The organism is Streptomyces sp. NBC_01171 (genome assembly GCF_045039805.1).
In the GTDB taxonomy this organism is placed as follows: Bacteria; Actinomycetota; Actinomycetes; order Streptomycetales; family Streptomycetaceae; genus Streptomyces.
Genome location: NZ_CP108609.1, coordinates 6,194,050 through 6,210,687 on the forward strand (window position 1 = coordinate 6,194,050; position 16,638 = coordinate 6,210,687).

The following is a 16,638-nucleotide window of genomic DNA, read 5'->3' on the forward strand; positions in this document are numbered from 1 at the left end:
TGTGAGGATGCGGGTGGCCCATCTGGGCAACGCCAGCCCGAAACGAAGGCCGACAGGCGGAGATCAGCCGACTTGAGCCGCGTCCGCAGCGCGAACTTCCAGTCACCCTCAGGTGCTTCGGGGCCCCTCGGAGCAACTGCCGGCCGAAGAACGGAACCGGCTCAGAGGTCAGCCGCAACAGCACCACTCTGTCCCGCTCGGCAGGGGGCAGTCGAACTGCTCAAGCGTGCCTTGTGGCGGCGTCGCCTCCGAGCCGCCACATCTCGTAGTTCCCGCATTCTGCCGTGATCTCGGCCGCCGACTGGGCCGCAGTGACGAAGTCATCCACTACGGGTGAGGTGCGCGATGCCGCCACCGCGAGGCACACCTGGTCGGGCGCCAGATCCGGGATGGGCACATAGACGACGTCCGGGTGCGAGTAGAACACCGACGCCGAACGGGCCAGGAAGGAGATGCCCCGGCCCGCCGCGACGTGCTCGAGCGTCTCATCCACCCCGCGCACCGGGTACCCGGCATTGGGGAACGGGCGCTCGGTGGGTTGTGTGCTCGGGTCACCGTGCCAGACCAGCGATTCGCCGGCCAGGTCGGCCTCCGTGACCTCCTTCTTGCCGGCCAACCGGTGCCCGGCGGGCAGTACCGCTACCCGTGGCTCGGTGTACAGGGGGGTGACGCGCAGGCCGGCCTCGTCGATGGGCAGCCGCACGTAGCCGACGTCGATGCGGCCGTCGAGCAGCATCGCAGCCTGGTCGTCCCCTTCGATCCGCTGCACATCCACGACCACGTCCGGGTGCCGGTCCTCGAACGCACGGGCCGCCGGGGTGACGGCGACGCCGGCCCGGAAACCGACCATCAGCCGCCGCTTGCCGCCGGCGGCCGCGGACACCCGGCGGCGGACCGCGTGGGTTGAGGCGAGCAGCGGACCGGCGTCGGCCAGCAGTTGCCGGCCCGCATCTGTCAGCTCCACGCCGTGGCGGTCCCTGGTGAACAGCGAGGCGCCGAGATCCTGTTCGAGCGCACGGATCTGCCGGCTGAGCACCGGCTGAGCGATGTGCAGCTCATCGGCGGCGCGGCCGAAGTGCAATTGGTCGGCCACAGTGACGAAGTAACGCAGCTTGCGCAGGTCCAGATCCATTGCGCCCCCAGCCCTGGTGATGCCTCCAGGGTATCACCAGGGCTGAAAGAGGTATTGGACGCCCACTCAGGCCAATGGCAACCTGAATAGGTACCTAATGGTCCGAGCGAATTCGGCACAAGAATTCGGCATCGGAGGGCGCAGGCCCAGAATGAGCACATCGGGAATTGAACGCGTCCATCGCGTCATTCGGCGGCGTCGACGACACAACCGTTGACAACGACGGGGTGGGCATGACGTCCTGTCCAGCTCCAGAAAGCAGGAACTCCATGAGCAGCGTCAGCATTGTCGGCCTGGGGAACATGGCCCGTGCTTTGGCCGGCCGGGCGCTCGCCGGCGGTGACGCCGTCGAGATCATCGGCCGCGACCAGGCCAGGGCCATGGAATTGGCCGCCGCGCTCGGTGGTGCCACGGTCGGGACGGCCGGCACCGCCCCGACCGGGGACATCGTTGTCCTCGCCGTGCCGTACGCCGGCGCGGCGGCGGTGGTGAGGGAGTACGGGGACGCATTGCGCGGCAAGACCATCGTCGACATCACCAACCCCGTAGCCCCCGACCTGCGGGGTTTCGTCGTCCCCGACGACAGTTCTGGCGCACAGGAGATCGCCAAGGCGGCTCCTGACGACGCGTATGTCGTCAAGGCCTTCAACACGGTGTTCTCGCACGTTCTCGCGGCCGACCCGGCCGAGGATCGTCCTCTGGACGTGTTCGTCGCCGGTGACGACGCGCAGGCCAAGGCACGCGTGTCGGCGTTCGTCGAGAGCCTGGGGCTGCGCCCCTGGGACATCGGGGAACTGGTCATGGCGCGGGCACTGGAGAATGTCGGCCTGCTGGAGCTGGGCCTCATGAACCACTCCGTCAATCACACCAATTTCTCCCTCGGTATCACCCTTCTCGGCTGAGCACACCCTTTACCCCTACCTTTAGTGCCGCGTTACGCCAGTTCACTCGCGGCACGAAAAGACTCTGCACCTACCCTCATAAGGACAATCAGATGCGCGTATTCGTCGCTGGGGGGACCGGCCATTCCGGTTCGTACATCATCCCCGAGCTCATTGCCGCCGGACACGAGGTCACCGGCCTGGCCCGGTCGGACGCGGCCGCGGCGGCCCTGTCCGCGCTCGGCGCGAAGGTGCGTCGCGGCGACCTTCAGGATCTCGACGGGCTCAAGGAGGCAGCCTCGGGTTCCGATGGCGTCATCCACGTGGCCCACAGGCAGGATCTGTTGCCCTCCGGTGGGATGAACGCCGTGGCCGCCGCGGAGCTCCCGATCATGCTCGCATACGGCGAGGCACTGGCAGGAACCGGAAAGCCGCTGGTCACGGCGGGGAGCATTGGCTCACCCGGGCAGCACCTGGGACGGCCGGCCACCGAGGAGGACCCGGCCCTACCGGCCGGCGATGAGCACAAAGGCACCCTGCGAATCCGTAACGTCGTGGAAAGGGCCGTAGTCGACCTCGCCGAGCAGGGGGTGCGGTCTTCGGTCGTGCGGATCGCCACCATCGCGCACAGCACGACCGATCGTGCCGGCTTCCTCCCCACACTGATCGCGCTCGCGAAGGAAAAGGGGTTCGTCGGCTACCACGGCGACGGCGCGAACCTGTGGAACGCCGTGCACATCCGCGATGCCGCCACCTTGTTCCGCCTGGCGCTGGAAAAGGGGTCAGCCGGCAGATACTGGCACGCGGTTGCGGACGAGGGCATCCCGTTCCGCGAGATCGCCGAGGCCCTCGCCGGCCGTCTGGGCCTGCCCGCCGTGAGCGTTCCCGACGATGCCCTGATGACGCCGGGCTACTTCGGCTTCCTCACGAACATCGTCACGCAGAGCTACCCCGCCTCCAACCTCATCACCCGCCGGACCCTCGGTTGGGAACCCGCCCAGCCCGGTTTGCTCGCCGATATGGACAACGGCCACTATTTCCGCACCGGCTGACGGCGGGAACCGGGACCGAAACGCGTCCGGAAACCGGCAAGTTCGGTTTATCTGGAGGACGTTGAGCCAATGACGACTGCGGGATTCATCGGCAGGACCGTCGCGCGACGCGCCGTCGGGGCCGGGCGCCAGGCATGACCGTTCAGTAGGTGTCTTCGGTGTCGGGGCCCGACAGGCCGACGACTCCGTCGAGTTCGGCCAGCTGCGCCATGAGTTGGTATACGTCGCCGGTGCCCTCGATGGACAGGTCCACCTGGGTGTTGCCTGTCGCCAGCCCGGCTTCCCCGCCGCCGTCCCGCTCCGTGCGATCGACCCGAACATTCACCACGAGGAAGCCCTCCGCCGTGCAGCGTTCCAGGACGCGGGAGAGAACCCCGCGTCCTGGCAGGTAGGACAGGCGTAGATCGGTCTCCTCTACGGTGGAAATGGCCGGGACGCGACGGGTGAGCAGGGGGTAGCCGCGCACGATGAGGAGGTAGGCCCCGGTCACGGCCAGGGCCAGGAGCCAGAGCCCGCCACCGCACGCCATGCCGACGGCCGCCGTCAGCCAGACCGTCGCGGCCGTGGTCAGCCCGCGCACGATGTCCCGTCGTACGAAGATCAGCCCGCCTCCGATGAAACCGATGCCCGAGACGATCTGCGCCGCTACCCGGGACGGGTCCAGGTCGACGTGCGACAGACCGAGCACGTTGTCGAAGCCGTGCTGCGAGACCTCCATGAACAGCGCCGCCCCCAGCCCCACCAGCGCGTGGGTGCGCAGGCCGGCGCTTTTCTGCTGAAACGCCCGCTCCAGACCGATCACCGTCGACAGCACCAGGGCCAGGCCGAGCTCGGCGAGCTGCCGCAGCCCTTGGCCGGTGCTCGGGTTCCACAGAAGCGACGCACTCCAGTGCACGGTCTCTCCATCACAGTCCGTCCGGCCATCCGACGCGCCCGGCCCTCGAAAAGGCCGCACCCGTGCCACCCTGGCACGGCAGATCCACCTGGGGCCGCACCTCCACGGAGCGGGCATGTTCTTGACCAGCCTGATAGGGATTGCGGGAAGGACAGCAGCATGCCGGTCCCGGCGGATGCCTGGTGGTCGGCTCCGGTCAGCGCTCTCCCCGCGTGGAGGCGGCGACCTCGAGTACGGCCTCGGCGATGGCCGGGAAGTCCTTCTTGAGGAGCGCGCCGTGGTTGCTGGCGACCTTCGCGCCGATCCGGATGTTCGGGTTGCGCGCGGTCACCGCGTCGAGGCCGGCGCGGATGCGTTCCTGCTCGTCACCGCGGCTTCCGAACGACGTCCCCGAAGCGACCACGTACCGCACCGGGACGGTGATGCCGTCCAGCACCGGGCCCAGCTCGCGCTCGCGGGACAGCCTGCCGAGCTCGATGTTGCTGTCCGCCTGCTGTGCGGCGGTCATCCGTGGGGCCAGGCCGGTCGGGCGCAGCAGCGGCAGGAACCAGCTCAGTCGGCGGAACAGCTTGCGGATCCGCTGTTCCATGGCCTCGTCGAGCCAGTCGTAGGGGAAGGCGCCGTCGACCAGGACCGCGCCCAGGGCACGCTCCGGATTGCGGCCGGCCCAGTGCGCCCCGACGACCGCCCCGTAGGACCAGCCCACCACCAGTGCCCGGTCCACCCCCCTGGCCGCGAGGACGGCGTCGACGTCCCGGACGGCTGCCTCGAAGGAGTAGTCCGCCGAACGCTTCGATCTGCCGCGGGCCCGCTCGTCGTAGGTGATGTGCCGCCATTCCGAACCCAGTCCGGCGATGACCCGTCGCCAGTACCCCTGCGTGGCGAACTGGCCGTTGAGGTAGAGCACCGGGATGCCGGGGCCGCCGGTGTCGGTGACGGCCAGGGCCGTGTCCTCGACCTGCACCATGCCGGTCCACGTCGAACCGTTCGCGGAAGTGCCGTTCTTCGTCATGTGTTCCCCCTGGTCGCTGGAAAGTCCTGGCTCTGGTCCGTCAGAGGCTGCGGGCGGTGATGTCGCCCCGGGAGGTGGTGGCGCGGATCTCGAGTGCGGTGGTGCCGTCGTTCTTGAGGGCGCTGCTGACGCGCCCGTGGTCGGTGCGGGCGTCCAGGGCGGCCGAGACGCCTGCGGCCGCGCCGACCGCGATGTCGCCCGACTGGGTACGGAGCACGACCGTGCCGCGCAGGGCCTCGGCGATGCGGATGTCGCCTCGCGTGGTGCTGATCTCCGCGGGGCCGCCCAGGCGGCCGACCTCGACGTCGCCGTCGATCGCGGTGAGGCGGACGCCGGCGGCCTCGTCGATCTTGATGTGGCGGTACGCGCCTTCGAAGGCGACGTCGCCCAGGCGTCCGACGCCGCGGAGTTCGGCGCCCGCGGCCCTGCCCTCGACGCGGGAGCCGGCGGGGAGCCGGACGGTGACCTCCAGGGACCCGGAGGGACCGAAGAGCTTGCTGTCCGGCGCCGGGGCCGAGATCCGCAGGACACCGTCGGCGTAGGCGACGGAGGTCTGCTCGGCGGCCTTGATGTCCCGGCTCTTGGCGGGGTCGGTGGGCAGGACCTCGACGGTGGTGTCGGCGCGGTCCGCCGCGATGAACTGGACGCGTCCGGCGGGGATCTCCAGGACGGCGGAGACGGGGGCCGGGGTGTCGAACTTCTGCATCGTCTTCTCCCGAGTGCTCGTTGTTTCTGACATCGAAAACGCTACGTTGCGTTCAAGGATCGGGCAATATCCTTGTTGCATAGTCGAGGGGTCAGTGCAGGTAGAGGCCGGTAATTCGTTGCAATGGTTCTGATTACAATGCAACGGCGATGCTCGCCGTCATTGCAATGAGTCACAAGTGAACGCTACTGTGGGGCCAGGGACCGCACGAGGGATCATTGAGGAGACAGCGATGCCGGGAGGCAGGCTCACCCACCAGGAGCGCCAGCAGATCGCGCTGGGGCTGGCCGACAGCCTCCCCTACGCCGAGATCGCCCGCCGCCTCGACCGTCCGACCTCGACGGTCACGCGCGAGGTGATGCGCAACGGCGGCCCCACCGCCTACCGCGCCGACCTGGCTCACCGCGCCACCGAACGCCGTGCCCACCGGCGCAGGTCTCCCGCCTCGCAGGGGTCGGAGTCGGCCCCGCAGCCGCACGGACGTGACGCCGAGGCCATGGCGGAGTACGAGGAGACGTTCGCCACCGTCCTCATGGCCTCGGGCCTCACCAAGATGTCGGCACGCGTACTGACGTGCCTGTTCACCACCGACGCCGGCAGCCTGACCGCGTCGCAGCTCGCCCAGCGGCTCCAGGTCAGCCCGGCGTCCATCTCCAAGGCGATCGCCTTCCTGGAGAGCCAGAGCCTGGTCCGCAGGGAACGCGACGAACGCCGCCGCGACCGCTACGTCGTCGACAACGAACTCTTCTACCAGGCGACGATCGCCAGCGCCCGGGCCAACGACCGGCTGGTCGAGACAGCACGCCGGGGCGTCGCCGTCCTCGGCCCCCACACCCCCGCCGCCACCCGCCTGGAGAACATCGCCCGCTTCCTCGACTTCATCAGCGAAAGCATCACCCGCGCCGCCGAACAGGCCCGCGAAGTCCTCCACACCAAACCCGAAGCGACCACGCGGGACACGACCCGGCCGAATCCGGACCAGGGGTAGCGAGGCGTCCGGTGGTCCACCAGCCAAGTCTCCCTGGGATGGCTCTGGTTGTGCCTCCTACGCAGTTGTCCGAGCGGGAGGCGTGCACGGGCTGACCATCGCGTCCCGCCCGTGAGTTCCCGGCGCCTCGCTCCGGCAAGCCCGGCCCGGAGCGGGGCCGCCTGCCCCTTCCGCTGGTCGCCGGCGGCGTCGTAGCACCGAGTGGAGCGTCGACCGTGCCTAGCCGGCCGACCTGACCAAGGTCTCGAAGCCTGAGTCGTCGCAGTAGGACACCGCGCGAGCCTCGGCCCCGATGTCGCCGCCGACCGCGTCGGCGGTGTCATCGAGGATGTGGGTGCCACCGTGTTCCAGGCTGGCCCGGTCAAGCCTTTTCGCCGCATCGATGACCGCGTGCCTTGCTGATTCGGTGTCGCCGAGGTCGGGAGACCCGGCGCTCTCGCCGCTGGTCGTGGCGTGCGCCATGTCCTGCCAGGACCCCAGCTTGGCGCAGTAATCCTGTTGCCACTCCTTGGCCTGCGCCGGATCGTCCGACGAACAACCGCTCATCAGGGCCGCGGCAACGACAAGGGTGGCTGCTCGCTTGACGGTTCGTGTGATCATTTCGACGTACCTACGCAGTCACGACAGCACTGGACGGGCGGGGCGGACGACACACTAGTGCGGCGGCGAGGGCGACTTCGGTCCCGGCCAGACCGACGGAACTGAACACCGTGATCTGATCGGGGCCGGTACGGACATCCACCGCCCCGGCGAGGACAGCACCGAGGTCGACCATGGCGTCGACGGCGAAGATGTGCGGTTCGGGGTAACCAGCCGCTTGGGCGTGGGAGTCGGTGAGGACCACCGAGGCGTGGTGGGCCAGGGCGGCGGGCACTTCATGCCGGGAGACAGTCTTGGGGCCGATGGTGTTCACATGCGTCCCGGGGGCGATCCAGCCGGCGTCGAGGACCGGCACCGCACTGTTCGTGGCCACGATTACCACATCCCGATCGCGTACGGCGTCCTCGACCGTTTCTGCCGCGCGCGTCCTGACTCCCAGCTCATGGGCGGCTCTGTGGGCGAAAGCTTTGGCACGTTCGGGACGACGAGCCGCGACCAGGACCTCCTCGACTGCCCGTACCGCGAGCATGGCCCATAGCTGAGCCCACGCCTGCGCACCCGCGCCCACGATGCCCACGCGGACGGGGCCGGGTCTGGCCGCCACCTCCATGGCGACAGCGCCGATGGCGCCGGTCCGCCGTGCGCCGAGCTCCGCACCATGCACCAGTGCGGCCAGCTCACCGTCCCGGGCATCCCATACGGCCACCAACTGCTCCGCGCCGACAAGGGTGTCGTACGCCCGGAAGCCGAACAGTCCCTGCTCGCGCAGATGCCCGGCCGTGAAGACCAGATGCCCGCCGCCAAGATCGGCGCGCACACGCGGGGGAGCCTGCACGGTGCCTTCGTGGTGCGCCAGGATTGCCGTCCGCATGGCCCGGACGGCCGTCCTGGCATCGAGCCGGGCACGGACGTCGTTGTCGTCGAACAGTCGGACAGGCACAGGCGTACCCCGTTCACCTCGGACGGCAGAAGAGGTCAGTCTGCCAAGGGTGACTCCGCCGAGACCTCCGTCCGCAGCCGTAGGCCGGGTCCGTCGCGTGACCGACGACCGATGACCGAGGCGAGCGACCTTGGCCCGGATATTCGGTGTTCTGCCCGCCGCATGAGGACACAGGATGGGGCGCATGACTTTGGCCACCCCCATGCTGCACACCGCTCGCCTGCGGCTGCGCCCCTTCACCGACGCCGACGCGGACGTGCTCTTCGCCCTTCACAGCAGCACCTTCGTGATGCGCTACTGGGACTCCCCGCCGTGGGGGGACCGGGCCCGCGCCCAACGCTTCATCGACATGTGCGGGAAGATGGCGGACGAGGGCACCGGGGCCCGGGTGGCCGTCGAACGCGCTTCTGACGGGGCCTTCGTCGGCTGGTGCGGTCTGTCGGGATGGAATCCGGACTACCGCAGCGCGTCGTTGGGCTACGTCCTCGCCGAAGCGATGTGGGGACATGGCTACGCGACGGAGGCCGCGCGCGCCTTGTTGCGGTGGGGATTCGACACCCTGGACCTGAATCGAGTCCAGGCCGAGACCGATACGCGCAACGTGGCATCCGCCCGGGTCCTGGAGAAGATCGGATTCATGCGTGAAGGGACGTTGCGGGAGGACTGCGTCGTGAACGGCGAGGTATCCGACTCCTGGGTGTTCGGGTTGATCAGGCGAGAGTGGCGGCCGGCGGCCGTGCCGACCCCAGCCCGCGAAGAGCGGCGCTGAGTCCGTCACCGGCAGAGGCCGCGTCCAGGCTGACGCGGGTGAGTCGCGGGCTCTGCCGGACGGACCGGCCCTGCGGACCCCATCACGCGGTGCCCCGGTGTGCCGGCCCGAGAGGGATCAGCCGGACACCCCGTCCCGCCACTGTTCGAACGCCGTGAAGTGCTCCAGCATGGTGGAGAGATGGTGCTCCCCCTCGGCGTACAGGGAACCGACGTGGGAGAGGGGGACGACCGTGGGCAACGGGTCTTCGCCCGCTTCCTCGTCGGCGGCCAGTGCGTCCGTCTCAGAAGCCGTCAGGGCGTCACGCGGGTAGGTGAGGCGGGGGGAGCCGGGCCAGTCCTCGCCCGGGTGGGGGCCGTCGGGGGACCAGGCCCAGAGGGCACCGTGATGGCGGACGGCGATCTCGCCCAGGTACCAGGCGGCGGCCATCAGGACGGGGTCGTCCTGATGGTGGTAGATGTCCTCCCAGGTGCCGTAGCGGGAGAGCAGGAGCCGTTCGAGGCGGTCGAGCGACGCGGGGGAGTAGTCCCACTCGCCGCCGCTCTCGGCGGCCAGGGAGTCGAAGGCGGTGCGCGCCGCTTCCAGCCATGCGTTCAGGCGCGGGTTGTGGTGCCAGGCGGGGTCGTCGATGCTGCGCATGACCATGACTCTACGACCCGTACGACCCGTACGACCGGATGTAACGATCCTGTGTGCGGCGGGAGTTGACGCAGACATGCAACGCGACGCGGTGGCTAGAGTGAGGAAATCGGCGCCACAGTCACGGGGGCCCTGGCGCCGACCGTGAACCCGTATTCGCAGGGCTCCCGTTCGGAGAACCCTCGTGACTCAAGTGATAACGGTGTCGCGCCGCCGGGTGTGGCCGCGTGCCGCGCTCGCGTTAACCGCGGCAGGCGTTCTGACGCTGACCGGCCTGCCGGGTCTGCACGACGACCTCGCGTACGCGGCCAAGGGGAAGCGCTGCGACAGCCTCCCGGGCGTCACCAGTACCCGGCCGGGCACCAACAACCTGCCGTGGGACCGCGGCCTCCAGGTCCGTGCCCCGAGTGACCGGGACTCCTACACCTACGACGCGCCCCGGCAGAGCTTCGACGGACTCACGCTGCCCGGAGACGCCGAGAACCCCACCGACGAGCAGGCGGCGCAACGCGCCAAGTTCCTCGCGAAGTTCGACAAGCCCTACACCTCCTACCCGGAGAACAGTGAGGAGCGTGTCTTCGCCCGGTACAAGAGCTATCTGAACAACGGCAACCCGAAGTACAAGACGTTCGCGGACTGGCTCGAGGGCGGCTACATCATGCCGCACAACAACAACAAGCGTGGCGCGGCCTTCGAGACGAAGGTGATCAACGATCTCGGCCTGGTCGGCGAGGACTGGCTCTGCCAGGAAGAGATCGCCATCAAGGACAAGAACGGCAAGCCCGTCATGGTCAGTGATGGCAAGGGCGGCCAGAAGCCGCTCGTGCGCAAGTTCGACGCCGTGAACTACAAGACCGGACAGTTCCTGGAGTTCAAGGCCGGGCCCGGCCGCGACACCGGCCAGGACCTGGCGAACAGGAGATTCCTGGAGGACCCGCGCTTCCAGAACGGCGAGCTGGCCAGGAACGGCCGCATCTCCTACGTCAACGGCCAGTCCAAGGACTCGGCCACCACCAAGTACCTGGGCAGAATGGCCGAGCAGTACAAGGGGACCGACGGACAGCCCCGGGTACGCGCCTACGAGCACCTCTCCACGGACGTCCCCAAGTACAAGTCCGTCAGCTACAAGAACGTCTCCGGCTCCACCAGGCCGGACCCGAACTTCGCCGCGAACGGCAACAACCGTCTGGGCGGGGCGGCCTCACGCACCATCGGCCAGTCCCCGGAGACACCGAAGGAGATGGCCGACCGCATCCGCCGCCTCGGCGGCAGCGGCCCCGCGCGCTTCGGCGTCCGCGGCCCCGGCGGCGTGGACTTCTCCACCCTCGACCTCGCCTACGTCGGCAAGCCGGTCAAGGGCAAGGGACTGCCGTACGCCTTCTCCGCCGACAAGGTGCGGGACGAGACCGAGGACAAGGGCTGGGGCGGCAAGGCCAAGGCCCAGCTCATCTCCGACTCCTTCTTCACCTGGCTCGCGCTCACGCCGGACAAGTTCTGGGTCAACCTGAACCCCGACCAGCCCGACAAGATCATGGACAAGACCTTCGGCAGGACCGACGCCGGCCGTGTCCTGCTCCAGGCCGACCTCCAGATGAAGCACGACTACGCCAAGGACGTCGACTACCGCAAGGACCCGGGCAAGCAGTACGCCGAGGCCATGCGCGCCGCCAACATCCCCTGCGGCGACACCATCCGGCTGTGGATCACGCCGAAGACGGCCAAGGTCCGCGCCGACGACGGCGGCCTCTACATCCTCGACACCCCGCTGAAGGTCAACGTCGACCACATCGACCGTGAGACCCCCGACCCCAACGGCAACGACTGCAAGCTGACCGAGGCACAGCGCGACACCGCCAACGGCCTGCTCAAGCAGTACATCATCCCGGGCGTCGAGAAGAAGGTGAACACCTCCGCCGACTACGCCGACCTGCGCCGTGTCTACAGCGCCCGCGTGGCCGCCGAGTACGTCCGCCAGAGCGACGCGGAGCAGGCCGGCGACTACCACTCGGTCATCAACAGCGGTGACATCTCCCGCTGGCCCGTACGTTCGCCCAACCGGACGTGGACGCCCAAGCAGACCTGGGACGACTACATGAAGTCCTTCACCAAGGGCGACTACTCCCTGCCCTGCGAGGTGGGCGGCCAGCAGAAGATGTGCGTCATGGGAGGCGTCGACTTCGGCAAGGCGCCCAAGCAGAACATCAGCCGGGTGGAGTTCAAGGCCCAGCACCCGAACCTGGAGAAGACGACGAAGATCGCCACCGAGGGGCAGACGGAAAGCGCCGACAACCCGGCGCTGGCCCTCCTCGGCGGCGGCAGCGCGTCCGCCGGTGGCGGAGGCGGGTCGACACCCACTCCGACGCATTCGTCCGAGCCGACCCATCGGCCCACCACGTCTCCGACGGACCACAGCAGCACGCCTCCGGCGAACCACACCCCGTCGCCGAGTCCCTCCACCCCGGCCGGCGGTCTCACGCCACCGGCCACCCCGCCCTCGGACGGCAACAGTGGCGGCGGTCTCGCCGCCACCGGAACCCAGGTGCTCACCGTCGCCGGGCTCGCCGCCGCACTCCTCGCGGCCGGACTCGGCCTGCTCTGGGCCAAGCGCCGCAGGGCCGGCCGGGAGTAACCGGCACACGGCAAGAACCCCGGCCCCGCATCCACCTCGGATGCGGGGCCGGGACACGTGCTGCCGCAGTGAACCAGTCCGCCACGTCGGGCAGGACTGTCCTACGGTGCCCAGGGCTTGAGCATGTCCTTCATCGTGTCCGTCAGCGCGAGTTGCAGCAGCGGGCCGTAGGTGACACGGCCGACGCCGAGGCGGCGGAAGCGGTCGAGATCGTGCTTGACGGGGTGGGCGGTGGAGTTCACGGGGATGGAGACGGCGCTGGTCACCGCCGTGAGCAGGTCGTCGTCGTCCTGGATGCGGACCGGGTAGACGCTGTCGGCTCCGGCCTGCTCCATGGCCCGCAGGCGCTCGATCGCCTCGTCGAGGACGGCGCCGGGGTCCTCCGCGTGCAGGAAGAGGTCGGTGCGGCCGTTGACCCAGACCGGAACCCCCGCCTTGTCGGCCGCCGCGCGGAGGCCGGCGATGTAGTTCGCGTGCTCCTGCGTGTCCCGCACGCGTCCGCCGTCCGAGTGGACGGTGTCCTCGAGGTTGAGGCCGACGCCGCCGACCTCGACGAGTCCTGCGATGAGGTCCGCGGGCTCCTGCCCGTACCCGGCCTCCAGGTCCACCGACACGGGGACGTCGACCGCCGCGATGATCGGCCTGACGGCGGCGAGCACCTCCTCGAAGGTCTGCCCCTCGTGGTCCTCGGCGCCTCGGGAGTCGGCGAGCGGATGGCTGCCGATCGTCAGCGCGGGGAAGCCGGCGTCGGCCGCCGTCCGCGCGGACCAGACGTCCCAGACGGTCGGCAGCACGAGCGGCTTGTACTCGGCGTGCAGCTTCTTGAGTCGTTGGGCGCGCTCAACGGTGGTGTGTAGGTCCATGTCGAGGACGCTACCCCCGGATCGGTGTGAACAACGGGTCGCCTGGGCGCGGGTCGTTCGGTGGGGAGGGGGTGGTCTCGGGCGTCGGAACGGGCGGGCGGACGCGTCGAGACGGTACGTAGGGGCCGATTACTGGATCAACGTCGGGACGCAGTTCACCGAGGGAACCGGGCCGCTGATCGACGCTCTCCATCACCATGGCATCGAGATGGGCTCGTTGACCGACAAGAGCGTGGCGTTGGCTCTCAACGGCGGGCTGGTCGACACGTCCAAGCTGTTCTCGCTCATGTTCCGTGCCCGGATGAGCCTCCTGGACCGGGTCGGCATGGCGCTGGTCGGCGCCCGCATCGTCTCGGCCGTGCCGTTCCTGGAGCCGGACAGTGGGATCGCGAAGAGGGTGCGTGCCAGGCTCGACCGGCGGCTCGCGTCGGATCTTCTGCGCGGTGTGCGCTCCGAATTGACCCGCGAGATCGTCAGGTCGTGGTCGGGGCAGTGGATGGGGTGTGAGCCCGGGGAAACGGCGGCCACCCAGCTTGTGGCGTCGATCGGAGTCGCGCTGGCTGATCCGGCGAAGGTGCCCAACTTCGCGCTCCCGCGCGGAGGTAACCAGACGCTGACCGGGGGGGCTGTCGGTGTCGTGCCCTCAAGTCGTCCGGTACAACCCCGGCTCGGTCTCCGTCACCAGGCCCTTGGCTGCCAGTCGGGCCAAGTGATGTGTCGCTGTACGGCGTTCCACCGGGTCCACGTGTGGTCCCGCCACATGTGGCCGGTACACAAGGCGGTGCTCGGCGATTTGCGGGACGGTCCTCGGCTCGGTGAGGAAGGTCAGCAGTGCGGCCTCCCGCCGTTCGACCACCTCCGCGAACTCGGCGAGCCCGCGCCGGAATTCCGGGGCGCCTTCGATGACGCCCTTCTGGTGGGCGGTGCCGTACCAGCGGGCGTCGATGTCCGCGCACCGGCGCATGGATGCCTCGAAGTCCGTGAGATCGCTGCGGGCGTCGCCGTAGAACGGGCCGAACGAGGTGAGGTCGATGTCCGCGACGAACAGGAAGCCGTCCGGCTCGATCAGGAAGCCGCTGTGGCCCGGCGTGTGACCGGGGAGGTGGACCACGGTGACCGTGCGGCCGCCGAGGTCGAAGACGGTGCCGTCGGCGAAACCGAGCGCGTCCGGGCGTCCCGTCACGTGGAAGTCGTCGCGCAGCATCCGGTCGGCTGCGTCGGCCGCCTCGGGCTGGTAGCCGAACCCGGCGACCATGACCTCGCGGGACCGCAGCGGGCCTAGGTCGCTCCGGTGGATGTGGACCGGCACGTCGTAGCTGCCCAGCCCCGCGATGTGGTCCTCGTGCGCATGGCTCACCAGGACCACATCGGCGGGCGGCGCGCCGTTGACGAGCGACAGCGAGGGGTCCACGACCAGAGTGGCGTCCGCACCCCGTACAAGAAGCGAGTTGGCGTACGGATACGCGCCCCGCTGAGCCCCGACGAGCACCGTGACCTCGCCGTAGGTCTCCTCGGTGTACTCCCCGCCCATGTGCGGCCACCCCACCCTTCAGCTCACGCACCTGAAATCGAACCGCAGTCGAAACCGTAGCAGTGCCCCGCGACGGCGATGACGGTGCGCTCAGCTCAGCCTGAGCCCCGGCGGGGGAAGGAGGAGGCGGCGGTGGGCGTCAGCGCGCCGCGCCGACGTCGGCGGTCGGCGGCGAGCCGTGGGTCTGGTGGGTCATGGCGCCTCCCCGCCGCCGTCGTGGCGGACTGGGTGGTGCTGACTGCCGGACTGCGGCGGGCCACCCGCCAGGGCGATCGCATGGCGCTGTCCAAAGTCGAATCAAAGTCGAGTTTATGGGTCGTCCGTGGGCTGCCAACCTCAACCGCCGAGCACTCCGCTGATATGATCCCGAGTCGTGTTCGACAAGGATTCGACGACTTCCACCCGGCCCCCCGTCGTCCAGCGGCGCGGTGTGGAGCGCAGGCGCGCCATCCTCGACGCGGCCGAGGCGTTGCTCGCGGAACAGGGCTACGAGGCGGCCACGCTCAAGGCGATCGGCGAGCGTGCGGGCATTCCGACCGCGTCGATGTACCACTACTTCCCGGACCGCCATCAGGTCGACGCCGAGCTGCTCCAGCACCACGTGCGGCAGCTCGAAGCCATCCTGAGCGGCGTACTGGAGAACCCCGAGCCGTGCACGCTCGACGGCATCGCGGACGCCCTGATCGACGCCGTACTAGCCTACTTCCGGAGCCACCGGAGCTGCACCGAGCTGTGGTTCGCGGGGCGCAACGAGACCCTGGACGCACTGGTCCGCGGCTTCGACGCAGCCCAGGCGGAGCGGCTCTGGCTCCTCCTGGTCGAGCGGAACCTCATCGCCGCCGACACCCCGCGCCACGTCCCGCAGATCGCCTTCGAGGTCGCCAACCGGTTCTTCGACATCGCGTTCCGGCGTTCTCCGAACGGCGACGACGTCACGATCGACGAGGGGCGCCGCATGCTCACCGCCTACTTCCGGACCTACGCCCCTGAGGAGGCGTAGCCCGGCGGTCAGCGCAGCGGGGCACCCCACGCGACCCGCTCGCGGAGCTGCTTCTTCAGCAGTTCGCCCCCGGCGTTGCGCGGCAACGGCTCGCCGGCCACGCTGACGTACTGCGGGACCTTGAAGTCACCCAGGTCGACCGCGGGCACCGGGTAACCGACGGAGTCGACGTGCTCGGCCGCGTCCCGGTCCGGCAGCAGCGTGATCAGCGAGGCCGTCTCCGTCATGCCGTACCCGTTCATCAGCGATGCCTTGGGGAACGCCGCCTTGAGTACGGTCACCAGGAAGGAGATCCGCTCCGCCGTACCCCTGTTCCACGTCACCTTCCTCACCAACGCCGGAGAACACGCCTTGTCGAGCAATGCTCAACAAGCTAGGGTCGGCGCCCATGACCGCCCCGCCCGCACCGCCCCGTGCCCGGCTGAAGCCGGAAGAGCGCCGGGCGCAGCTCATCGGGATCGGGCTGCGTCTGCTCACCACCCGTCCCATCCATGAGATGTCCATCGACGAGGTGGCCGCCGAGGCGGGCATCTCCCGTGGGCTGCTCTTCCACTACTTTCCGACCAAGCGGGACTACTACGTCGCGGTCGTGCGGGCCGGCGGGGACCGATTGCTGCTGCACGCCCGGGCGCCGGAAGAGGGCGCGCCGGGGGAGCGGGTGCGCGGGATCGTCGACGGCTTCGTGTCCTTCGTGCAGCGGCGCAAGGACAACTACGTGGCCGTGGTGCGGGCCGCGGCCGGCGGCGACGAACGCGTGCTGGAGGTCTTCGAGGACAACCGCCGCATCCTGACCGACCGGGTGCTGGCCGCCGCGGGGGTCCACGACCCCACGCCGCTGCACCGGCTCGCCGTCCGGGGCTGGCTGGCCATGGCGGAGGAGATGGCCATCGGCGCCACCGACCAGGTCGTCACCAACGCCGACCTGGTCGACCTGCTCGTGAGCGGTCTGGAACAGGTCATGGAGCGGTTCACCCCGCAAAGCGCCTGAGAATCGACAGAAA

At 69.3% G+C, this 16,638-nt stretch carries 17 protein-coding genes; 7 read left to right on the forward strand and 10 right to left on the reverse strand.

Features of this window, described 5'->3' with window-relative positions; genetic code table 11:
• Nucleotides 1-220: 220 nt before the first annotated feature.
• Nucleotides 221-1,132 (reverse strand): LysR family transcriptional regulator, encoded by a 912-nt coding sequence (locus tag OG448_RS28680; RefSeq protein WP_405558093.1) that lies wholly within the window; start codon nt 1,130-1,132, stop codon nt 221-223.
• Nucleotides 1,133-1,401: 269 nt separating this feature from the next.
• Here OG448_RS28680 and OG448_RS28685 point away from each other — a divergent pair, with 269 nt between their 5' ends.
• Together OG448_RS28685 and OG448_RS28690 are read left to right on the forward strand one after the other, a co-directional pair.
• Entirely contained in the window at nt 1,402-2,034 is a 633-nt protein-coding gene (locus tag OG448_RS28685; RefSeq protein WP_405558095.1) for an NADPH-dependent F420 reductase, read from the forward strand.
• A gap of 92 nt (nt 2,035-2,126) precedes the next feature.
• Nucleotides 2,127-3,065, forward strand: a complete 939-nt coding sequence (locus tag OG448_RS28690) for an SDR family oxidoreductase (protein WP_405558097.1) — start codon at nt 2,127-2,129, stop codon at nt 3,063-3,065.
• 142 nt (nt 3,066-3,207) lie between these two features.
• On the opposite strand, the gene OG448_RS28695 is transcribed toward OG448_RS28690, so the two are convergent.
• From OG448_RS28695 to OG448_RS28705, 3 genes are all read right to left on the reverse strand, one after another.
• Nucleotides 3,208-3,960 carry an MgtC/SapB family protein gene (locus OG448_RS28695; RefSeq protein ID WP_405558099.1) on the reverse strand — a complete coding sequence of 251 codons (753 nt, stop codon included), beginning with the start codon at nt 3,958-3,960 and terminating at the stop codon, nt 3,208-3,210.
• 196 nt (nt 3,961-4,156) lie between these two features.
• Nucleotides 4,157-4,972 (reverse strand): alpha/beta fold hydrolase, encoded by an 816-nt coding sequence (locus OG448_RS28700; protein WP_405558100.1) that lies wholly within the window; start codon nt 4,970-4,972, stop codon nt 4,157-4,159.
• A 40-nt stretch (nt 4,973-5,012) separates the two neighbouring features.
• Nucleotides 5,013-5,678, reverse strand: a complete 666-nt coding sequence (locus tag OG448_RS28705; RefSeq protein ID WP_405558102.1) for a DUF4097 family beta strand repeat-containing protein — start codon at nt 5,676-5,678, stop codon at nt 5,013-5,015.
• Nucleotides 5,679-5,910: 232 nt separating this feature from the next.
• Between OG448_RS28705 and OG448_RS28710 the strand changes: the two genes are divergently transcribed.
• Nucleotides 5,911-6,666 (forward strand): helix-turn-helix domain-containing protein, encoded by a 756-nt coding sequence (locus tag OG448_RS28710; RefSeq protein WP_405558104.1) that lies wholly within the window; start codon nt 5,911-5,913, stop codon nt 6,664-6,666.
• A gap of 219 nt (nt 6,667-6,885) precedes the next feature.
• Here the strand turns inward: OG448_RS28710 and OG448_RS28715 are convergent, their stop codons facing one another.
• Together OG448_RS28715 and OG448_RS28720 are read right to left on the reverse strand one after the other, a co-directional pair.
• On the reverse strand, nt 6,886-7,266 hold the full coding sequence (locus OG448_RS28715) for a hypothetical protein (protein WP_405558106.1): 381 nt from the start codon (nt 7,264-7,266) through the stop codon (nt 6,886-6,888).
• Between the two features lie 10 nt (nt 7,267-7,276).
• A complete protein-coding gene (locus OG448_RS28720) occupies nt 7,277-8,206 on the reverse strand; it encodes an ornithine cyclodeaminase family protein (protein WP_405558108.1) in 930 nt (309 codons plus the stop codon).
• A gap of 184 nt (nt 8,207-8,390) precedes the next feature.
• Between OG448_RS28720 and OG448_RS28725 the strand changes: the two genes are divergently transcribed.
• Entirely contained in the window at nt 8,391-8,975 is a 585-nt protein-coding gene (locus OG448_RS28725) for a GNAT family N-acetyltransferase (RefSeq protein ID WP_405558110.1), read from the forward strand.
• A 117-nt stretch (nt 8,976-9,092) separates the two neighbouring features.
• On the opposite strand, the gene OG448_RS28730 is transcribed toward OG448_RS28725, so the two are convergent.
• Nucleotides 9,093-9,614 (reverse strand): hypothetical protein, encoded by a 522-nt coding sequence (locus OG448_RS28730; protein ID WP_405558112.1) that lies wholly within the window; start codon nt 9,612-9,614, stop codon nt 9,093-9,095.
• A gap of 184 nt (nt 9,615-9,798) precedes the next feature.
• Here OG448_RS28730 and OG448_RS28735 point away from each other — a divergent pair, with 184 nt between their 5' ends.
• Nucleotides 9,799-12,243, forward strand: coding sequence for a hypothetical protein (locus OG448_RS28735; protein WP_405558114.1), 2,445 nt, complete (start codon nt 9,799-9,801; stop codon nt 12,241-12,243).
• Between the two features lie 101 nt (nt 12,244-12,344).
• On the opposite strand, the gene OG448_RS28740 is transcribed toward OG448_RS28735, so the two are convergent.
• Complete coding sequence (locus OG448_RS28740) at nt 12,345-13,106, reverse strand: isocitrate lyase/phosphoenolpyruvate mutase family protein (protein ID WP_405558116.1); 762 nt, start codon at nt 13,104-13,106, stop codon at nt 12,345-12,347.
• A gap of 643 nt (nt 13,107-13,749) precedes the next feature.
• Nucleotides 13,750-14,637: an MBL fold metallo-hydrolase gene (locus OG448_RS28745; protein ID WP_405558118.1), complete on the reverse strand. Its 888-nt coding sequence runs from the start codon at nt 14,635-14,637 to the stop codon at nt 13,750-13,752.
• A 373-nt stretch (nt 14,638-15,010) separates the two neighbouring features.
• Between OG448_RS28745 and OG448_RS28750 the strand changes: the two genes are divergently transcribed.
• On the forward strand, nt 15,011-15,637 hold the full coding sequence (locus tag OG448_RS28750) for a TetR/AcrR family transcriptional regulator (RefSeq protein ID WP_405558119.1): 627 nt from the start codon (nt 15,011-15,013) through the stop codon (nt 15,635-15,637).
• An 8-nt stretch (nt 15,638-15,645) separates the two neighbouring features.
• Here the strand turns inward: OG448_RS28750 and OG448_RS28755 are convergent, their stop codons facing one another.
• The gene (locus OG448_RS28755; protein WP_405558120.1) at nt 15,646-15,960 is read right to left on the reverse strand and encodes an AMP-binding protein; all 315 of its coding nucleotides are present in this window, start codon (nt 15,958-15,960) and stop codon (nt 15,646-15,648) included.
• A 65-nt stretch (nt 15,961-16,025) separates the two neighbouring features.
• Between OG448_RS28755 and OG448_RS28760 the strand changes: the two genes are divergently transcribed.
• Complete coding sequence (locus OG448_RS28760) at nt 16,026-16,625, forward strand: TetR/AcrR family transcriptional regulator (RefSeq protein WP_405558122.1); 600 nt, start codon at nt 16,026-16,028, stop codon at nt 16,623-16,625.
• The last annotated feature ends 13 nt before the right edge of the window (nt 16,626-16,638 follow it).

Coding starts and splice junctions, on each gene's coding strand:
- OG448_RS28700 (WP_405558100.1), bottom strand. CDS start 4,972: ATGACGAAGAACGGCACTTCCGCGAACGGTTCGACGTGGACCGGCATG.
- OG448_RS28705 (WP_405558102.1), bottom strand. CDS start 5,678: ATGCAGAAGTTCGACACCCCGGCCCCCGTCTCCGCCGTCCTGGAGATC.
- OG448_RS28730 (WP_405558112.1), bottom strand. CDS start 9,614: ATGCGCAGCATCGACGACCCCGCCTGGCACCACAACCCGCGCCTGAAC.
- OG448_RS28760 (WP_405558122.1), top strand. CDS start 16,026: ATGACCGCCCCGCCCGCACCGCCCCGTGCCCGGCTGAAGCCGGAAGAG.
- OG448_RS28745 (WP_405558118.1), bottom strand. CDS start 14,637: ATGGGCGGGGAGTACACCGAGGAGACCTACGGCGAGGTCACGGTGCTC.
- OG448_RS28680 (WP_405558093.1), bottom strand. CDS start 1,132: ATGGATCTGGACCTGCGCAAGCTGCGTTACTTCGTCACTGTGGCCGAC.
- OG448_RS28690 (WP_405558097.1), top strand. CDS start 2,127: ATGCGCGTATTCGTCGCTGGGGGGACCGGCCATTCCGGTTCGTACATC.
- OG448_RS28685 (WP_405558095.1), top strand. CDS start 1,402: ATGAGCAGCGTCAGCATTGTCGGCCTGGGGAACATGGCCCGTGCTTTG.
- OG448_RS28740 (WP_405558116.1), bottom strand. CDS start 13,106: ATGGACCTACACACCACCGTTGAGCGCGCCCAACGACTCAAGAAGCTG.
- OG448_RS28710 (WP_405558104.1), top strand. CDS start 5,911: ATGCCGGGAGGCAGGCTCACCCACCAGGAGCGCCAGCAGATCGCGCTG.
- OG448_RS28725 (WP_405558110.1), top strand. CDS start 8,391: ATGACTTTGGCCACCCCCATGCTGCACACCGCTCGCCTGCGGCTGCGC.
- OG448_RS28715 (WP_405558106.1), bottom strand. CDS start 7,266: ATGATCACACGAACCGTCAAGCGAGCAGCCACCCTTGTCGTTGCCGCG.